General features: G+C 37.1%; 14 protein-coding genes. 3 read left to right on the forward strand and 11 right to left on the reverse strand.

The annotated features are described in order from the left end of the window. Positions 1–67 precede the first annotated feature (67 nt). The 3 genes from CLV62_RS06465 to CLV62_RS06475 all read left to right on the forward strand — a co-directional run bounded on the left by CLV62_RS06465 (position 68) and on the right by CLV62_RS06475 (position 5,624). Positions 68–1,312, forward strand: a complete 1,245-nt coding sequence (locus CLV62_RS06465) for a glycoside hydrolase family 88 protein (protein ID WP_110309970.1) — start codon at positions 68–70, stop codon at positions 1,310–1,312. 328 nt (positions 1,313–1,640) lie between these two features. Further along, on the forward strand, positions 1,641–4,082 hold the full coding sequence (locus CLV62_RS06470; protein WP_110310023.1) for a glycoside hydrolase family 2 TIM barrel-domain containing protein: 2,442 nt from the start codon (positions 1,641–1,643) through the stop codon (positions 4,080–4,082). A gap of 363 nt (positions 4,083–4,445) precedes the next feature. Beyond that, on the forward strand, positions 4,446–5,624 hold the full coding sequence (locus tag CLV62_RS06475) for an alginate lyase family protein (RefSeq protein WP_110309971.1): 1,179 nt from the start codon (positions 4,446–4,448) through the stop codon (positions 5,622–5,624). A gap of 65 nt (positions 5,625–5,689) precedes the next feature. Here the strand turns inward: CLV62_RS06475 and CLV62_RS06480 are convergent, their stop codons facing one another. The 11 genes from CLV62_RS06480 to CLV62_RS06530 all read right to left on the reverse strand — a co-directional run bounded on the left by CLV62_RS06480 (position 5,690) and on the right by CLV62_RS06530 (position 16,912). Then, positions 5,690–6,580, reverse strand: coding sequence for an urea transporter (locus CLV62_RS06480; RefSeq protein ID WP_110309972.1), 891 nt, complete (start codon positions 6,578–6,580; stop codon positions 5,690–5,692). A 42-nt stretch (positions 6,581–6,622) separates the two neighbouring features. Further along, on the reverse strand, positions 6,623–7,798 hold the full coding sequence (locus CLV62_RS06485) for a porin (protein WP_110309973.1): 1,176 nt from the start codon (positions 7,796–7,798) through the stop codon (positions 6,623–6,625). A 68-nt stretch (positions 7,799–7,866) separates the two neighbouring features. Further along, the gene (locus CLV62_RS06490; RefSeq protein WP_110309974.1) at positions 7,867–8,568 is read right to left on the reverse strand and encodes a hypothetical protein; all 702 of its coding nucleotides are present in this window, start codon (positions 8,566–8,568) and stop codon (positions 7,867–7,869) included. A gap of 6 nt (positions 8,569–8,574) precedes the next feature. Next, complete coding sequence (locus tag CLV62_RS06495; protein ID WP_110309975.1) at positions 8,575–9,423, reverse strand: urease accessory protein UreD; 849 nt, start codon at positions 9,421–9,423, stop codon at positions 8,575–8,577. A 98-nt stretch (positions 9,424–9,521) separates the two neighbouring features. Next, positions 9,522–10,163, reverse strand: coding sequence for an urease accessory protein UreG (gene ureG, locus CLV62_RS06500; RefSeq protein ID WP_110309976.1), 642 nt, complete (start codon positions 10,161–10,163; stop codon positions 9,522–9,524). Between the two features lie 77 nt (positions 10,164–10,240). Next, positions 10,241–10,927 carry an urease accessory protein UreF gene (locus CLV62_RS06505; protein ID WP_221409220.1) on the reverse strand — a complete coding sequence of 229 codons (687 nt, stop codon included), beginning with the start codon at positions 10,925–10,927 and terminating at the stop codon, positions 10,241–10,243. A 105-nt stretch (positions 10,928–11,032) separates the two neighbouring features. Continuing rightward, positions 11,033–11,542: an urease accessory protein UreE gene (gene ureE, locus CLV62_RS06510; protein ID WP_110309978.1), complete on the reverse strand. Its 510-nt coding sequence runs from the start codon at positions 11,540–11,542 to the stop codon at positions 11,033–11,035. Positions 11,543–11,702: 160 nt separating this feature from the next. Then, complete coding sequence (gene ureC / locus CLV62_RS06515) at positions 11,703–13,424, reverse strand: urease subunit alpha (protein ID WP_110309979.1); 1,722 nt, start codon at positions 13,422–13,424, stop codon at positions 11,703–11,705. A 3-nt stretch (positions 13,425–13,427) separates the two neighbouring features. Beyond that, positions 13,428–13,796: an urease subunit beta gene (gene ureB, locus CLV62_RS06520; protein ID WP_110309980.1), complete on the reverse strand. Its 369-nt coding sequence runs from the start codon at positions 13,794–13,796 to the stop codon at positions 13,428–13,430. A gap of 19 nt (positions 13,797–13,815) precedes the next feature. Beyond that, entirely contained in the window at positions 13,816–14,118 is a 303-nt protein-coding gene (gene ureA / locus CLV62_RS06525; RefSeq protein ID WP_110309981.1) for an urease subunit gamma, read from the reverse strand. Between the two features lie 571 nt (positions 14,119–14,689). Continuing rightward, a complete protein-coding gene (locus CLV62_RS06530; RefSeq protein ID WP_110309982.1) occupies positions 14,690–16,912 on the reverse strand; it encodes a TonB-dependent receptor in 2,223 nt (740 codons plus the stop codon). Positions 16,913–17,387: the final 475 nt, after the last annotated feature.

A 17,387-nucleotide genomic window follows, 5' to 3' on the forward strand; every position in this document is an offset into this window, starting at 1 on the left:
CCAAATTTACAAACCCAATCGGCCTTTATACCTGACTTTTGTATCTAAATTGGAAAATTTATATACTATGAGAAAAATATTATTTTGTGTTGCAGTTTTACTTGTCACACTAGCTTCTTGTAAAACTGAAAAGAAGGATATTGTGAAAGATGATTTTGATTTTGCATCGAAGCAATTAATCTTTGCAATGACAGAGGTAAGTAAAGCGATTGAGGAAGAATCTCCGGAAAGCAGGGAAAAAAGGAAAAAAAAGAATTTGGGTCCTTTGGTAAATCCACGTACTATAAATCCCGATGGAAAACTTTCATTAGTAGCATCACGTGACTGGACAAGCGGTTTCTTTCCCGGCGAACTTTGGTATATGTACGAATATATTAAAGATAAGAAATGGGAGGCAGCAGCCCGTAAGTATACTGATCCTCTGGAACGCGAAAAAACGAATGGAGGAACTCACGATATGGGTTTCAAAGTCTATTGCAGTTTTGGAAACGGTTATCGTTTGACGAAAGACGAAAATTACAAGAAAATTTTACTTGAATCGGCATATACCCTAACAACCCGTTATCAACCCAATGCAAAGATTATCCGTTCGTGGGATCATAGTGGTGATAAATGGAAATGTCCTGTGATCATAGACAATATGATGAATCTGGAATTGTTATTCTGGGCATTCAGCGAAAGTAAAGATTCTTTGTTCTATGATATAGCTGTAAATCATGCTCAAACTACTATAAAGAATCATTTTCGGGAAGATTACAGCTCGTATCATGTGATTGATTATGATACGATAACCGGTGCAGTAATTAATAAACATACTCATCAGGGATATTCTCACTCATCGGCATGGGCACGGGGTCAGGCATGGGCGGTATATGGTTATACGATGTGTTACAGGGAAACTAAACTGCCTGAGTTTTTAGAACAGGCTAAAAATATAGCAAATTATATTTTTACTCATCCTAATCTGCCTGAGGATTTGATTCCTTATTGGGACTTCAATGCTCCCGAAATTCCTAATGAGCCGAGAGATGTATCGGCAGCTACTGTTACCGCTTCTGCTCTTTATGAATTGAGTACTTATGATAAAGAAAACAGCCCGAAATATTTAAACTGGGCTAATACTATGATGGATAATTTATCTAAAAATTATTTAGCTAAAGTAGAAGAGGACAGAGGTTTTTTATTATTACACAGTACGGGATCTAAACCGAGCAATCTGGAGGTAGATGTGCCTTTGGTATATGCCGATTATTATTTCCTTGAAGCTTTATTAAGAAAACAACAACTGGAACAAACCGGAAAATTGTTTTAAGGTCTCAGACCTTTTTATTGCTTTGGTAAGCAAAATCACAAAAGAGGCTAAAAATGAATGAAGAAATAAAGAAAATAGCCCTTAAGCAAATATTAGGGCAAATTTTAAACAGGCTCTAAGTAATTCCAACGATTTAATGCTATATTTAAAAGCTGTAATTCACTATATTTGTTGTATTTGGTAAAAAAATAAAAAGGTCTTAGACCTTAATAGTTATATTGTTAAATTTTATTTTGGTCGGGATACAAGTCATTGTATTTCGACCAAAACAACTAGAGAATCAAAAAGTTTAAGACCTTAAATAATGAATAACACAAGGCGTATGAATATGTTTAAGAAAATTATCTTATTATGTTTATTTCTGGGGATTTCATTGTATTCTTCAGCACAAATTAATTACGAACCAAGAACACGGTTAAATGATGGTTGGGAATTCCTGAAACAAGACTTGGGAAGTATCTGGGAGGCTGTGAGGCCTGTAAAAGCCGGCGATCCCGAGAGTGTTCCCTTATGGACTAAAGTGAATCTGCCCCATTGCTTTAACGAAGAAGATGCGGTTGACCCCGATGTAAACTATTACGAAGGTCCGGGTTGGTATAAGAAAATGCTGGAAGTAAATAATCCTTATCCTGATGGACGTATTTTATTGCAATTTGAAGGAGCAGGACAGAAAACCGAGGTGTATATTTTTACTCAAAAAGTAGGCTCTCATGTGGGAGGATACGATGAATGGATTGTAGATATCACGGATGCGGTTAAGAAATTTCAACAGTCGGATGAAGCCAAGCGTTTTGGAGGAAAAATACCCTTAAGCATTCGATGTGATAATACCAGAGATACCGAGATGATTCCCTCTGATTTATCGGACTTCAATATCTATGGTGGAATATACAGATACTTGAATTTGGTATATGCTCCGGCTCTGTCTTTCAAAGATATTTATACAAATCCTTCGGTAGACGAAAAAGGAAAAGAAGGTAAGCTCTCTATAAATGTTGATTTTCTCAACTTTTCTAATATTGCAAATGCAAAATTGGATATAAAAATATACGATCCGAATGGCAAGATCGTGAAGCAAGAAAGTCAGACACTAAATGATTTTCAAAGTAAGAATGTTTTGTCAGTGAACATCCCAAAACCAACGCTTTGGTCTCCAAAGAATCCTAATCTTTACTCCTGCGAATTGACGCTGTCATCGTCTTCGGGAACGATCACGAACAAAAATAAATTCGGATTCAGACATTTTGAGTTTAAAGAGAAAGGTCCTTTCTTTTTGAATGGCGAACGCTTTTTATTAAAGGGAACACATCGCCATGAAGATCATGCAGGATTAGCGGCTGCCATGCCCGAAGACTTGATTATAAAAGAAATGGAGATGATGAAAGAGATGGGTGTAAACTTTATCCGTCTGGGACATTATCAACAATCTCGTATTGTTTTGGAGCAATGCGACCGTTTAGGGTTTTTGGTTTGGGAAGAAATTCCTTGGTGTCGTGGAGGCTTAGGAGGTGATGTATATAAAGATCAAGCCAGAAGGATGCTTACTAATATGATTACTCAGCACCGTAACCATCCGTCTATTATTTTGTGGGGAATGGGTAACGAAAATGACTGGCCTAACGATTTTCCTGAATTTGATAAAGAAAAGATTCGTGCTTTTATGACAGAGTTGCACAATCTCTCTCATAGTCTTGATGATAGCCGATTGACTTGTATTCGTCGTTGCGATTTCTGTAAAGATATTGTAGACGTATATTCTCCTTCTATTTGGGCAGGTTGGTATAGAGGCATATATACAGAATATAAAAAGTTTTCGGAAGAAGCCAGAGATCAGGTTAACCACTTTCTACATGTAGAGTGGGGTGGGGATAGTCATGCCGGACGCTATGCCGAGATTGATTATAGTGATCTGAATAAAGTTAAAGCCGGAGATATGTCAATTTTTGAGTCTATAGCAAAAGCTTCAAAAGACAATACATGGAACGAGACATATGTTTGTGATATTATCGACTGGCATCTGAAAGAGCAGGAAACTATGCCTTGGCTGACCGGTGCAGCTTATTGGCCTTTCAAAGATTTTTCGACACCTGTACGCCCCGATAATCCGGTTCCTTATGTAAATCAGAAAGGTGTAGTTGAACGTGATTTAACAAAAAAAGAAGCCTTTTATGTATTTCAATCCTATTGGACAGATGAGCCTATGATTCGTATTTTCGGTCATAGTTGGGAAACACGTTGGGGTAAAGCTGATGAGAAGAAATTGATAAAAGTATATTCAAATTGTGAGCAGGTTGAGTTATTCTTAAATGGTAAAAGTTTAGGAATGAAGAAACGTAATTCTCCCGATTTTCCTGCCGCAGGTTTAAGATGGGAATCATTGCTTCAACAAGGTAAAAACACATTGAAAGCAGTCGGTATGAAAGGAAAGGTAAAGATCGAAGATGAAATCAGCTTCGATTATGAAACACGTCCTTTTGGAAAGGAAGCCGAATTGAAAGTTTCGGTAACAGAGGCCGATCAGGATCATGTTTGGGTAGAAGCCGAATTAATAGATAGTAATGGTGTTCTATGTTTAGATTCACGTCAATTTATCTGCTTTGAATCGGTAGGTGACGGGCAATTGATTAAAAATCAGGGAACATCTACGGGATCGAGTAAAGTACAAGCTTGTAATGGACGTGCTAAAATAAAACTGGCAAAGAATAAAGGAGAGTCGGTAATTGCCGTTAAATCAGAAGGATTAAAAACTGTTTTTGTGACGGTTAAATAGTTTTTATCTATTAGTTAACGGTTAACAATCAGTAGTTATCAGTCAATGGGGTGCAGTAGAGACTGACCTGTATGTCTGCCCGAATCGGGAAGTAATAAACATTGAATAGTAAACAGTAACAAGGGAAAATAAAACTCATAGAAAAAGTGTTACTTTTGTCACTTTTGTCACTTTTGTCACTTTTGTTACTTTTTTATTTGTTTTGTCCTGATCTTTAGTGGTTTGTGAAAATTACAAAAGTGACATTATTAGTCATTTACCGGTTACTTTTGTTACCTGAATTGTTTACTTTTTGTAACTATTGATTCGCATTAATGATATATTTTATTTAAAAAATGCTTTCATCTACTTAAAAATTTAACTATGAAAGGAAAACGATCTATAATATTATTATTTGTATGTTTCTTATTCTCTGCTTTGGTATCTTGTTCCGGTAATATTGATTGGGCAAATAAAACAGAGGTTACACTGCATAGTATAATCATAAAGAATGCGCAGTGGGCAATGTCCGAAAGTCCTCAGACAGTTACGGACTTTCGATGTGAGAGGAGTGCAGGAGGGATTCATGATTTTTATTCGGAGGGTGATTACTGGTGGCCTAATCCGGAGGATCCCGATGGACCTTATATACGAAAAGACGGGCAGACTAATCCAGATAATTTTGTAGCTCACCGATTGGCTATGATTCGCTTTAATAAAATAGTAGGGGCTTTAGCGTCTGCTTATTTAGTGACGGGAGATGAGAAATATGTAAAATATGCTTTTGTACATATAAATGCTTGGTTAACTGACCCGGCAACAATGATGAATCCCAATTTACTATATGCTCAGGCTATTAAAGGCATCACTACGGGAAGAGGAATCGGTATTATAGATACTATTCATTTGATGGAAGTGGCACAGGGAATAGCCCGTATGCAAGATGCTGCTTGTGTGGATAAGGAAAATCTGAAGGCTGTTAAGAATTGGTTCTCTGAATATGCAGGGTGGATGACTACGCATCAGAATGGTATTGACGAGATGAATGCACAAAACAATCATGGAGGTTGTTGGGTAATGCAACTGGCTGCTTTTGCCAAATTAACAGGTGATAAAGATAAACTCGATTTTTGCAAAACCCGCTATAAGAATGTATTATTACCTGAACAAATGGCTGAGGATGGAAGTTTCCCACGGGAGATATCCAGAACAAAGCCTTATGGGTATTCTTTGTTTAATCTGGATGTGATGGCAACAATATGCCAGATACTATCTACACCAGATGATAATCTGTGGGAATATACTACATCGAAAGGCTTGAATATGAGAAAGGGCATTGATTTTATGTATCCATTTATCAAAGACAAATCAACATGGACTTATCCTAAGGATGTAATGTATTGGGATAATTGGCCTGTAGCTCAGCCGTCCTTGTTATTTGCTGCAAAAGCATATAATGATGAGAGGTACTTTGACTTGTGGAAGTCTCTTGATCATACGCCTACTGTTGAAGAGGTGGAAAGAAATCTACCAGTGAGGAATCCTTTGATTTGGGTGAACTAACAAAATAAAAAAATAGACTGTCTCATAAAAAAGGCAGTCTATTTTTCCGAATAATGAAAAGGTATTTATTCTATATTGGAAGAAGGTATAAATCTTTTTACCAATACATCTCTTATTATTAGAGTTAGCCAAGTACCCATTACGAATGGGAAGGTAAGAACCGGAAGATCGCACCTAATCATGATCTCTTCGGTTATACCTGATAATATAACTGCAATGATTACGTATAAACCATCAATTTTTCTTGTTCCGGCAAATGCTATTGCACATAATACAGGATTGAAGCTAAACATTCCCAGTTTAACATCTTCGATACGGTCTTTTAGTAAGATAGCAATTAAAACGCCGAATAATGCACCGAAAAGTCCATATAGGGCAGATGTAGGAGAGCTAACATAAACCGCAATAAAGAAGATTATACCGGATATAAGACTTCCTTGAAAAATAACATCACCAAATCCCAAACCATAATTCATTAATGAAAATGGAGTATAATTATCAACTAAATCAACCAGATAATCGGGAGAAGCGTCAGGAACAGGTGCAACACTGTGAAAAACGTACAATGATATCCATACCAAAACAATAAACGGGAAGGTGAATACCGGTACTTTTTTCTCCAGACAGAAGTTCATAATTAATGTACTCACAGCCGATAATACAACAATGGCGATCCAGATAGTTACAGTTGGTTCGAAAAAGGCAATGAGTGCCACTCCGACTAATGTAGCATTAAATCCATAAAGTCCCGAATTGATATTCTCTTCTTTAAATTTCAGAATTTTTGCAGTCAATGTTCCTACTATAACAGCAAGAATAGCAGCGACACCCATCAACGGCGCATTTATAAGAATGCCAATAAGGAAAAGCAAGCCTGTAAGTGCATTGTTTTGCAACATAATTTGCCCCACACCTTTAAGGTAGGGATCCCAAAAATATACTTTATCAGTTTCCATTATGATTTTTATTTAAAAAATTAAGTTATATTAGTCTATCTGCTAGAACAATACTAATGGGCTAACAATTCCGATAAGGAGTTGTCCTGTATTGTTGTTTGATAAGTTAAGAGTGTTTCGGGCATAATCGGAGAAGTTGTTATATCGTCCGACATAAGCTGCGAAAAGTTTTACATTGTAAGGCTTGTATATATGATATTCAAGAGCTGCTGTAAAACCCCATTGAGTTCTGATATGGTCGTCTGCATTAGCATCCGGATTTCCATCCCAATAATTGGAATTTGTCATACCCATAATTGTAGTACTCCATCTGGGTGCAAAGAAATATTCGGCTCTTACCCAATGTTCCATATATTTTACATCTTGAGCTCTGTGGGCAAAATTATATCCTAGTATATCACTTATGACTCCTGTATTATCTAAATCTTCGGTACTGTATTTGAAGTCATATTGTAATGTAAGATTAGGCAGCTTGAGCTGATTACCTAGTGCTAATAAATTCCAGTGTTGATTTTTAGCTAAATTATATATACTATAACTCCACATCGTACTGAATTTTTCGTCAGCAAAGTCTCCTTTCCAGTTTACAGTTCCCCCTAGAGGAGCTCTGGCGGCTTCTATACCCGGAGTTTCGCCATAGCGCATTTCAAACGATCGAGTATTGGAGTTTACTATCTGGAGTGTAAAGTTCTGGTGAGGTACGGCAGTCCAGCTGGCTTTAATACCCGACAAGAAGAAATCTCCATACTGTACCATATCATTATAGGTATACATGTATACCGGATTTATAAATAACTCATAACTACCCCATTCCGATAACATCTTACCGGCAGTAAGAGAAAAGTCAGGAGTTATAGCAAAGGTTGCATGAGCCAAATCTATAGAATGGTTTAGCCTGTCGGTAGTGTTTGCGTCCGTAGAGTTATTGGCATATCTGTCTCGAAAAGTAAAACTAATTTTATCGGTAATTTTTCCTGAAATTTCTAATCGAAATTCATTCATCTGGAATTTAGAATTGTCAAAATTACTATTCGTAAAATTAGTGTTTGATGCAAATCGCATATTTGCAATCATATTTACATCTTTAAAATACTTTCCTTTGTTCAGTGAAATAAGTGGCTGAGGCGAGTCTTCAGACTCAAGTCCCAAGCTTGTATCCTGTGCGAATGTGTAGTTGCACAAAAGGACACTGATAATTATTAAAATAATCTTTTTCATAAAATCATGTATTAATGTTTGTAATCAATCCGAAAAATATATTAGTTGTGAGACGTTAAGATTGTTGGTCACCAATTCCAGAAGAGCATCCCTGCTCCACAGATTGTAACTACCCCTCCTCCTATAGCATACGAGTAACGTTCGAGAACATTTGTTTTTATTAGGGAAAAACCATAGTACCCAAGCAAAACTATACTAAGCATAGTTGCTACTGTGGTTAAGGTGAAAGTCCCTATTATTAATGATATTTCGGTTACAGAGCGTGTAACGCCCGAATAAAAAAGAAGAGGAATAATCGGCTCACTAGGTCCCATGACAAAAATGGCAAGCAAGATCCAGGGAGTCACTTTTACTCTGTTCTGGGGATATACAGTTTCTCCGTGTTTATGTGTGTATACGTAGATATCATCACCATTATATACATCAAAATGCTTGTGAGGTTTGTTGGTATATGCTTTATATAATCCCCATACAAGGTATATACCTCCTAAAATAAAAACGCCCCATGCCGCTATATTTCCTCTGATATCCTGAAACCAGTCGAGTTTAGATAATTGCCAGCCGAGAACTAAAGCTATCAGCCCTATCAGAACCGAACTTAATACGTGTCCAATGCCGCACGCAATTGTCCACATAGCCGTAGTAAACAGAGACCACTTCTTTGCACGTGAAAATACGATGAACGGTAAATAATGATCGGGACCGGCGGCTGTATGAACAAAGCTGATAGCTACTGTTGTTAAGAGGAGAGTCAATAATTCGGGATTCATGATTTTTCAATTTAAAGACGAAACTTTCTTTTGAACTGTAATCAAGTCTTTCTCTACAGTTTGTAGATCTGGAGTATTTAGCCTCCATAGATATTTTTCTATTTCTCTGAATGAGTCGAATAGCTGTTCTCCTCCACTTCCAAGAATTCTCACTATTATAGAATTTGGTGCAGGTTGGGATACGCCATAAATGATACCTTCTTCGAGTGATAATAAATCGTGTATGTGTTCTGCCTGGCTGTTGATATCCCCATTCCGTGTGTTTACATGAAGGAGGGTAGCCTGATGAGTATAGCCTTCGAGTTGCCCTATCGAGTCTATATTCATTAAGGCAGGTTCAATCAGAATATTATCTTTTATTATCATTTTGTTGTTGTAATAAATCTCGGTAAGATTTTGAAACTGTTTAAAGAGGAACACTTCACCCGAAAGTTTTCGGCCACAAGTTACTATCTCACCATAAGTGAATATCGTCTCACTATCCATATATACACTGTTATGTGCTTTGAATATAGACTGTTCGTGAGGTACTATAGGGTGCTGTATATAGCTTATTTCACTTTTTTCATGCAGTTTAATAATCATCTTCTGACTGGCTCCATCCTTCATCTTGAAAAGTCGTTGATACGATTGAGTTTGAAGTTGAAGCCTTGCATTCTTTTCTGTTGTTATCTCGATATCATAATTATCATTATCGAGAATGCCCGGCGACGAACTCATTATCATAAGATAGAGAGCCGGATCGGGACGGTTTTCACCAACGTTTGCCAATCTGAAAGGACGGGTGAAATAAGTATCTTTGAGATACGTCCGTCCGTCTTTATGTCCTATTTTTAAGTCAAGTTTATTGATCATGGTATAAACGTTGTAAGAGATTTCTTTTTATTTACTTCTGTATGTAAACCGGGCAATGTCACTGAGGATAATTGCCCGATTTCTTCTATCTTGATTGCTTATCTGATTAAGCCTTCCGGCTCCGGTGTATTTTCAAGCAATGCGTATTTTTTGATCCATGCAATCACTGTATCCAAACCTTGTAAAGTCATCAGGTTTGTGAAAACAAAAGGAGCTCCTTTTCTCATCTTTTTAGAATCGCGTTCCATTACACCAAGGTCGGCAAGAACATAAGGTGCCAAGTCGATCTTGTTAATAACGAGAAGGTCTGATCTGGTGATACCCGGACCACCTTTTCTTGGAATCTTATCACCTTCGGCCACGTCGATAACAAAAATGGTGACATCAGCTAAATCAGGACTGAAAGTTGCCGAAAGGTTATCGCCACCACTTTCTATAAAGATGATTTGTATATCATCAAACCTGCGTGCCATTTCGTCAACCGCTTCGAGGTTCATACTGGCATCTTCACGTATGGCAGTATGAGGACATCCTCCTGTTTCTACTCCTATAATCCGGTCTTGTGGTAGTTGACTGTTTCTTGTTAAAAACTCGGCATCTTCTTTAGTGTATATGTCGTTTGTGATTACGCCTATGCTGTATTCATTCATTAATCTGCGTGAAAGGCGTTCCAATAGTGCTGTTTTTCCTGATCCTACAGGACCTGCTACACCAACTTTTACGTATTTTCTCTTGTTCATTTTTTTTATCTTTTAAAAGTGTCACTAAATCTTTAATATCTCAATTCTGTATATATTCTGATAATCTTATTTTCACATTACGACATGTATAATCTGGAGTATAGTCTTTCGTGTTCCATACAACGGATATCGAACCCAATATTGCAAAGTCCTACAAGGCTTCTGTCAAGTATTAATACCTGTGATACTGTTGATTGGATTACTTCTTGCATTTTGTATAAAATATCTTGTCCCGAAAGCTGACTCAGTGGAACGAGTTTTACCGCATTAGTAACCATTCCTACTGTTGCATTATAAAGGAAAGCGTATATAACTTCGTGAAGCGGAATTTCAAATAGGGCAGCATATAAACCGAAGGTAATTGAATAATGTCCTTCTGCATCTTGTGAGGCAATTGCTGCCTGATATTCCTTAATAATAGGAGACGTTATTTGTCTGTCGAATATCTTTTGAAGTCTTATCCCTAGTTTACGGCTGGCTTGTTTTATTTCGGAAGGAGCTTTCAATGCTGCGCATTCTTGGTCGAGAGCAATGAGTCCTTCTATATTATTGCTTAATGCAATCTCATACGCCAATTTTACAAAGGAAGCATCATTATAGAGTAGATTATTTGTAATCATGTTGTGGACAAACGTCTCTGTAGAGGCGTCGTCTTTTACAATTTTATGCTGCACATATGTTTCCAGACCATTAGAATGAGAGTATCCCCCAATCGGTAGCGTCGGATCACTTAAGTGCAGTAACTTCCCTAGATAAGCGTTCATAATTGCATCGTTTTAAGTAAATGAAAGTTTTTAATAATATACTTTCGAATTGTAACAGGCTATTGCTGCTTTGCCTACCAAAGCAATAAAAGGTTTTCTACCTTGTTATTTTCCTAATCCCATTATTTTTGAGAAAATAGAATTTCCTTCTCCGTGTGAATGTCCATGGCTGTGTGGCTGTACACTCGCATTTACTATATTCAGTAGTTTTTTATGTACTTTCTCTGTATGATATCCACTTGCGTTCAGCCATTTGAAAATAGGCTCTTCGTAAGGGATAAGTATTAAATCGTCCTGAATAAATACGGGTAAATGTTTATTGCCGATTTCGTAAGCTACACTTCCCATTTCTACCATATTGTGTGGTGTTACCTGTATGGCATCACAAGGAAGAATGTCAATGGCTATTATTTTATCTTCGTCCATATAAATTACATCGTCCTGACGAAGGCGTTGTCCTTCTTTCATAAAACGTATGGCGACTTCTGTTCCTTGATTGGTTTTGCGTCGTTGTATGCGTTTGTTGGCTTCGAACCATTCAACTTGGATCAATTCTACTCTGCGATTAGCTATCTCTATGTCTTTTAGGCTACCTAATATCTGTTCTATTACCATAATCGTTTTAGTCTTTAATACAGCTAATTGTTTATTGGTCGTATAATTTCTTCTTATGTACTCTGATCACGACATTCCAAAGTCATAAATGGAATTGAGATTTTTTAGTAACCGGAATGTTTAACTGCATTCCGGTTATTAATATCTACTTTATTCTGTTTTAGAATAAAAAATAGCGTTGTCCCAATGGAACCGTAGTTGCAGGTTCGCAAGTGATTTTAACACCATCTACTTTTACTTCGTAGTTTTCGGGATTAACTGTAATCTCAGGTGTCTTGTCATTGTGAATCAAGTCTTTCTTGGATACATTTCTACAACCTGAAACAGGAAGAAGTGTTTTTTCCAAACCATATCCTTGTACTGTTCCATTATCGTAAGATACTTTAGAAACGAAAGTGATGCACGATTTATTAATAGCTTTACCATACGCTCCAAACATATTGCGATACATAACAGGTTGAGGAGTTGGTATAGATGCACTTGGATCGCCCATACGTGCAGCAATCATCATACCGCCTTTGATAATTATTTCGGGTTTTGCACCGAAGAAAGCAGGTTTCCACAATACAATGTCAGCAAATTTGCCGGGTTCGATCGAACCTACATATTGAGAGATTCCTTGTGCTATAGCCGGATTGATGGTATATTTGGCAACATATCTTTTAGCTCTGAAGTTATCATTTCCATGACCTTCGTCTTCAGTCAATGCTCCCCTTTGTTTTTTCATCTTATCGGCTGTTTGCCAAGTACGGATAGTAACTTCACTGATACGTCCCATTGCTTGTGAGTCGGAACTCATGATGCTGAATACTCCCATGTCGTGAAGGATATCTTCGGCAGCAATAGTTTCGGGTCTGATACGTGAATCGGCAAATGATACATCTTCCGGAATAGTACGTTTCAAGTGGTGACAAACCATCAACATATCAAGATGCTCGTCTATTGTATTTACCGTGTAAGGACGTGTTGGATTAGTCGATGCCGGTAATACATTAGGGTACATTGCAATCTTGATAATATCAGGAGCATGTCCTCCACCTGCACCTTCGGTGTGGAAAGTATGTATTACACGACCATTGATAGCATTTATAGTATCTTCCAAAAATCCTGCTTCATTCAACGTATCTGTGTGGATAGCTATTTGAACGTCGTATTTGTCCGCTACTGTTAATGCTGTATCAATTGTTGCAGGAGAAGTACCCCAGTCTTCGTGAAGTTTCAAACCCAAAGCTCCGGCTTCTATTTGTTCGATTAATGGTCCTTCAGTAGATGAATTACCTTTTCCAAATAAACCAAAGTTCATAGGAAGTCCTTCCAAGGCTTGTAGCATACGTTCGATATGCCATGCTCCGGGAGTTACGGTTGTTGCATTTGTTCCGTCAGCCGGACCTGTACCACCACCGATCATAGTTGTTGTTCCGCTATATAAAGCGTGTTCAACTTGTTGAGGGCAAATAAAGTGAATGTGTGTATCAATAGCTCCTGCTGTAGCAATTAGGCCTTGTCCGCCATGAACTTCGGTTGAAGCACCAATAATCATATTAGGAGCAACTCCATCCATTGTATCAGGGTTTCCTGCTTTACCTATGCCTACAATTTTACCGTCTTTGATACCCAAGTCAGCTTTTACAATACCTGAGTGGTCTATGATGATGACATTGGTTATTACCATATCTAAAACTCCCTGGTCGCGTGTGGCTACACTCGATTGGGCCATGCCGTCACGGATAGTTTTACCTCCTCCGAATTTATTCTCTTCACCGTATACGGTATAGTCTTTTTCTATTTCGACAATTATCTCAGTATCGCCCAAGCGCACTTTGTCTCCTTTGGTTGGACCATACATTCCAACATATTTGGCTCTATCTATTTTTAGACTCATGGCTTATTTGTTTTTAAAGTTTTTACTTTTTAATAATTCAACACCGCGTTGCTTATTGTACTCAAGTGAAGTATCGCCATCTACTAAATTATTATTTCCAAATGCGCGACGTAGGCCTCCATAGACAACCAATTCTACTTCTTTCTCTTCTCCCGGCTCAAAACGTACAGCCGTTCCGGCAGCGATATTCAGACGCATACCAAAAGCTTTGGCGCGATCGAAACTCATAGCACGGTTTACTTCGAAGAAATGGAAATGTGATCCTATTTGTACAGGACGGTCTCCTGTATTCGTTACTTTTACTTTTGCAGTTCTACGGCCAACATTACATTCAATGTCCCCTTTTGCGATAAAATATTCTCCAGGTATCATAATTTTGAATTTAATTTGTTCAACGTATAGGGCTATGTACTGTAACTAGTTTCACCCCATCAGGGAATGTCGCCTCAATCTGTACATCGGGTATCATTTCTGCTATCCCTTCCATAACATCATTCTTAGTGAGCAGAGTTGCTCCATATTGCATCAGTTCTGCAACTGATTTTCCATCACGCGCTGCTTCGAGCAAGTGGCTCGAAATGTAAGCCACAGACTCGGGGTGGTTTAATTTCAACCCGCGTTGCTTACGCTTAGCTGCTACTTCTCCTGCTAGATGTAGCAACAGTTTTTCAGACTCTCTTGGTGTTAAATGCATAATAGGGTATTTTTTATTAATGTTACAATCAGAGTAAAGTTTTTTGCTAACTTAGAACTCTTTCTTGGCTGTTTATTATAACATTTTTTGAAAGATATTGTTTTCTTATATATTACTTTAATTCTTACATTTTGATTTATTTGTAGTCTTAATGATGTTTTTTTGTATTCTTATACTATTCTGGAATAGGATGCTTGATTTAAAAGGTTTGTTTTTTATATAGATGATAAATAATTAGTTAGGGTGTTTATTGCTTTTGTTTTTCTGTTCCAGTTGAGCTGAGTGTGCTGTTTTTATGTTTTGCAACATATTAGAAAGTAAAAGGAGTTGCTATCTTTTTGTTATTTCGTAACACTTATTGCTTAGCTAATTGTTTAACGTTTTAACTTTAAATAAAGTTAATAATTTTAAAAATGGTGTTTGTTGTAATAATTAACATTTATTTGCATATTTGTGGGTAAATTTGTATTTGTTGCTATGGCTAAAATTCAATTATTCACTTTATGTTCTAAATCTGAATTGTTCTTACTGTAGATACTCTCAATTAGTATCCATAATTCAATTAGTGCGATTAGAAATTATAGGCTACACGTGTTCTGAAAAAGAAAGGAGTACCTGGTGTGAAATGTATTTCCTCTACACTTGTGGCTTCATTTTGTAATCTGGATTCTGTCGCGAATTGGGTTTCTTTCCATTTTGTATCGAATAAGTTCTCTATGCTCATTCCAACGAGTAATCCTTTATATTGATAATTGAGATTAACATCAAATATGGCAAAGCCGTCTGCCATTATTGATTTGTCTTCGTTTGCAGGACGATTATTCATAAAGCGAAACCTTAAACTTCCCGAAAAACCATTCCAGTTATTTAAACCCAGTCCTGCTGTGCTTGTAAAATCAGGAGCCAGAGGTATATAATTTTCTCCTTTGGGCTCGTCGATACTGCGGGCAAAAGCATAATTGGCATCTACATCAAAGAATAACCAGTTGTTGAGTTGATAACGTATTCCGAGATCAGCACCCATTCTGCGGCTTTTTCCGCTGGGTTCTATAATTCCGGCATCGCCTACATATACAAACTCCTGTTCGGAATATAAATACCACAATGCACTGTTAACGATAAGACGAGGGATTGGTTTCCAGATACTACCAAGATCCGAACCGAAAGCCCGGGGAACCGTCTTCCGTTCTTTATCAGTAACAACTACACGAGTATCGTTAGAATGAAATCCGAGTCCTGATTTAAGATAGAATTGCAGATTATTATTTTCACTGTATATAAAGTTTAATTTAGGAGATACCAATGTTTTTTGAACACCTTTATTTTTATAAACAGTATCTAATCTGTCCTGATAATTAAATTGAAACTGATCTATTCTTAAAGCAGGTGCTATAGTTAATTTACCTAGCTCAAATTGGGCATTTGCATAGGCGAATATATTCGATTGGTCTATATCTCCAAGCATCACATGAGAAAGTGTAATGTAGCGTTCTTTAGTTCTCGATAACTCTGAGCCTTTGATTGCATCGGCACGAAATCCAACGCCTCCTTGTATAGAGGTTCTTACATCTCCCAGATCAAGAGTTTTTCCCCATTCGGTATTCAATCCAAAGATGTCTCTGCTTTCCTTTTGCCTGATCTGGTCTCCATTTATAGGATCTTCCAGAAAGAATGTAAAATTCGAATATAATTCAAATTTGTATTTGCTATAGAATGTGTTTGCTTTGAAGTAGGTATTGTCATCAATGGCTTTAAAATAAGCAGCATTGACATTCGTGCGTGAAGTATTTCCTCCTTCAGTGTCATCTACTGCACCGAACCAAGAGATAGTACCGTCATTTACAAGACGCAAAGGTATTTGTCCTGACGCATCCCACTTACTGGTGAAGTGAGAAACTGTTAAAGAGAATTTGCTGTTATCGTTGAATCTGGAAGTGTATTTCCCGAAAAGATTTATTCTTTTGAAGTGCTGAGGGGCGTCGAAAGGACCATCGGTAAGGAGATATTCGGTTGCTATATAAGCGTCTTGGTTGGCTTTGTCTTGATCCAGAATATTAAACATTCCGATGATGCGTTTAGTATTGAACTGTCCTAGCTCTACTCCTACAGTACTTTTATCAAGTTTTTCTTTTGTTTTGAATGCAACATAACCGGCTGTAGCAAAATCTCCTTTATCTGCATAATAAGGGCCTTTTCCGAAGTCTATTTTATCTACTGTTTCCGGTATTAGAAAGTGTAAGTCTGCATAGCCTTGTCCATGAGCATGAGATACCATATTAACAGGCATTCCATCTACCGATATGGCTATATCGGTTCCGTGATCAAGGTCGAATCCACGTAGGAACAACTGTTCGGCTTTACCACCTCCTGCATGTTGTCCAATAAATAATCCCGGTACTTTTCGTAGTATTTCCTGTGACGAGTTTACGGGAGTAACTTTGAGGTCGATGGCTGTAATGAAATTTAAGCCTGCAAGTTTGGGGTGTATGACAACTTCTTCGAGGCGAAGAACATCTTCATCCAGAATAACAGTTTCAGTTTCTGATATATTTGCTTTTATTTCGAGGGTTTTATATCCTAACCCTCCGATTGATAAGATGTCGTTTTGTGCAGTCTTGTCTAATGTAAATACTCCGAATTCATTGCTATGAGTGTGCTGATTTGTTCTGGCATTAAATATCTGGACTCCTTCAATTGGTTTGCCATTTTGATTTGTGATCTTGCCTTTAGCAATTTGCCCTGATGCTGTCACAGCAATTATCAAGAGTATAAATGTCAGAATTGCAGATTTCATAATGTTACCTTTTAAATATTCGTGTTATTCATAACAGATAAACATTATTTATTGTTCAATAAGTGAAATAAGTCTTAAAATTTCAGACTCAATAGCATTGGATTAAATTTAAAGTTTACAGAATGTTTGTTATTGATTGATCCTTCTCTGGAGCAGTAAAAGCAGGTTTTAGAGTATTGAAAGGAGCTAAAGACTAAACTGTTTATATTTTAATCAAAAAATACTAAAGTGTATTTAAGTTATTTATTTATAGTGTTTTGTGTTTTTTTAAAGATATAAGCCAAGCCTATTGAGATAATTAATTATGTTTTATAACATACTCATGCTGTGAACTAAAATAACCTTGTTGATTTAACTGTAGTCCAATTTTCAGATGACTTTTATAGAAGATTATATACAAAGCTTTTAGAAAATAGAATATACAAATATTAACAATCTGGAAGGTGTGATTACTACTTATGCTTAGGCTAAGAGA

Source organism: Indolivaga alginatilytica, assembly GCF_003201355.1.
GTDB lineage: Bacteria > Bacteroidota > Bacteroidia > Bacteroidales > Dysgonomonadaceae > Dysgonomonas_A > Dysgonomonas_A alginatilytica.

Coding starts and splice junctions, on each gene's coding strand:
- CLV62_RS06465 (WP_110309970.1), top strand. CDS start 68: ATGAGAAAAATATTATTTTGTGTTGCAGTTTTACTTGTCACACTAGCT.
- CLV62_RS06470 (WP_110310023.1), top strand. CDS start 1,641: ATGTTTAAGAAAATTATCTTATTATGTTTATTTCTGGGGATTTCATTG.
- CLV62_RS06475 (WP_110309971.1), top strand. CDS start 4,446: ATGAAAGGAAAACGATCTATAATATTATTATTTGTATGTTTCTTATTC.
- CLV62_RS06480 (WP_110309972.1), bottom strand. CDS start 6,580: ATGGAAACTGATAAAGTATATTTTTGGGATCCCTACCTTAAAGGTGTG.
- CLV62_RS06485 (WP_110309973.1), bottom strand. CDS start 7,798: ATGAAAAAGATTATTTTAATAATTATCAGTGTCCTTTTGTGCAACTAC.
- CLV62_RS06490 (WP_110309974.1), bottom strand. CDS start 8,568: ATGAATCCCGAATTATTGACTCTCCTCTTAACAACAGTAGCTATCAGC.
- CLV62_RS06495 (WP_110309975.1), bottom strand. CDS start 9,423: ATGATCAATAAACTTGACTTAAAAATAGGACATAAAGACGGACGGACG.
- ureG (WP_110309976.1), bottom strand. CDS start 10,163: ATGAACAAGAGAAAATACGTAAAAGTTGGTGTAGCAGGTCCTGTAGGA.
- CLV62_RS06505 (WP_221409220.1), bottom strand. CDS start 10,927: ATGAACGCTTATCTAGGGAAGTTACTGCACTTAAGTGATCCGACGCTA.
- ureE (WP_110309978.1), bottom strand. CDS start 11,542: ATGGTAATAGAACAGATATTAGGTAGCCTAAAAGACATAGAGATAGCT.
- ureC (WP_110309979.1), bottom strand. CDS start 13,424: ATGAGTCTAAAAATAGATAGAGCCAAATATGTTGGAATGTATGGTCCA.
- ureB (WP_110309980.1), bottom strand. CDS start 13,796: ATGATACCTGGAGAATATTTTATCGCAAAAGGGGACATTGAATGTAAT.
- ureA (WP_110309981.1), bottom strand. CDS start 14,118: ATGCATTTAACACCAAGAGAGTCTGAAAAACTGTTGCTACATCTAGCA.
- CLV62_RS06530 (WP_110309982.1), bottom strand. CDS start 16,912: ATGAAATCTGCAATTCTGACATTTATACTCTTGATAATTGCTGTGACA.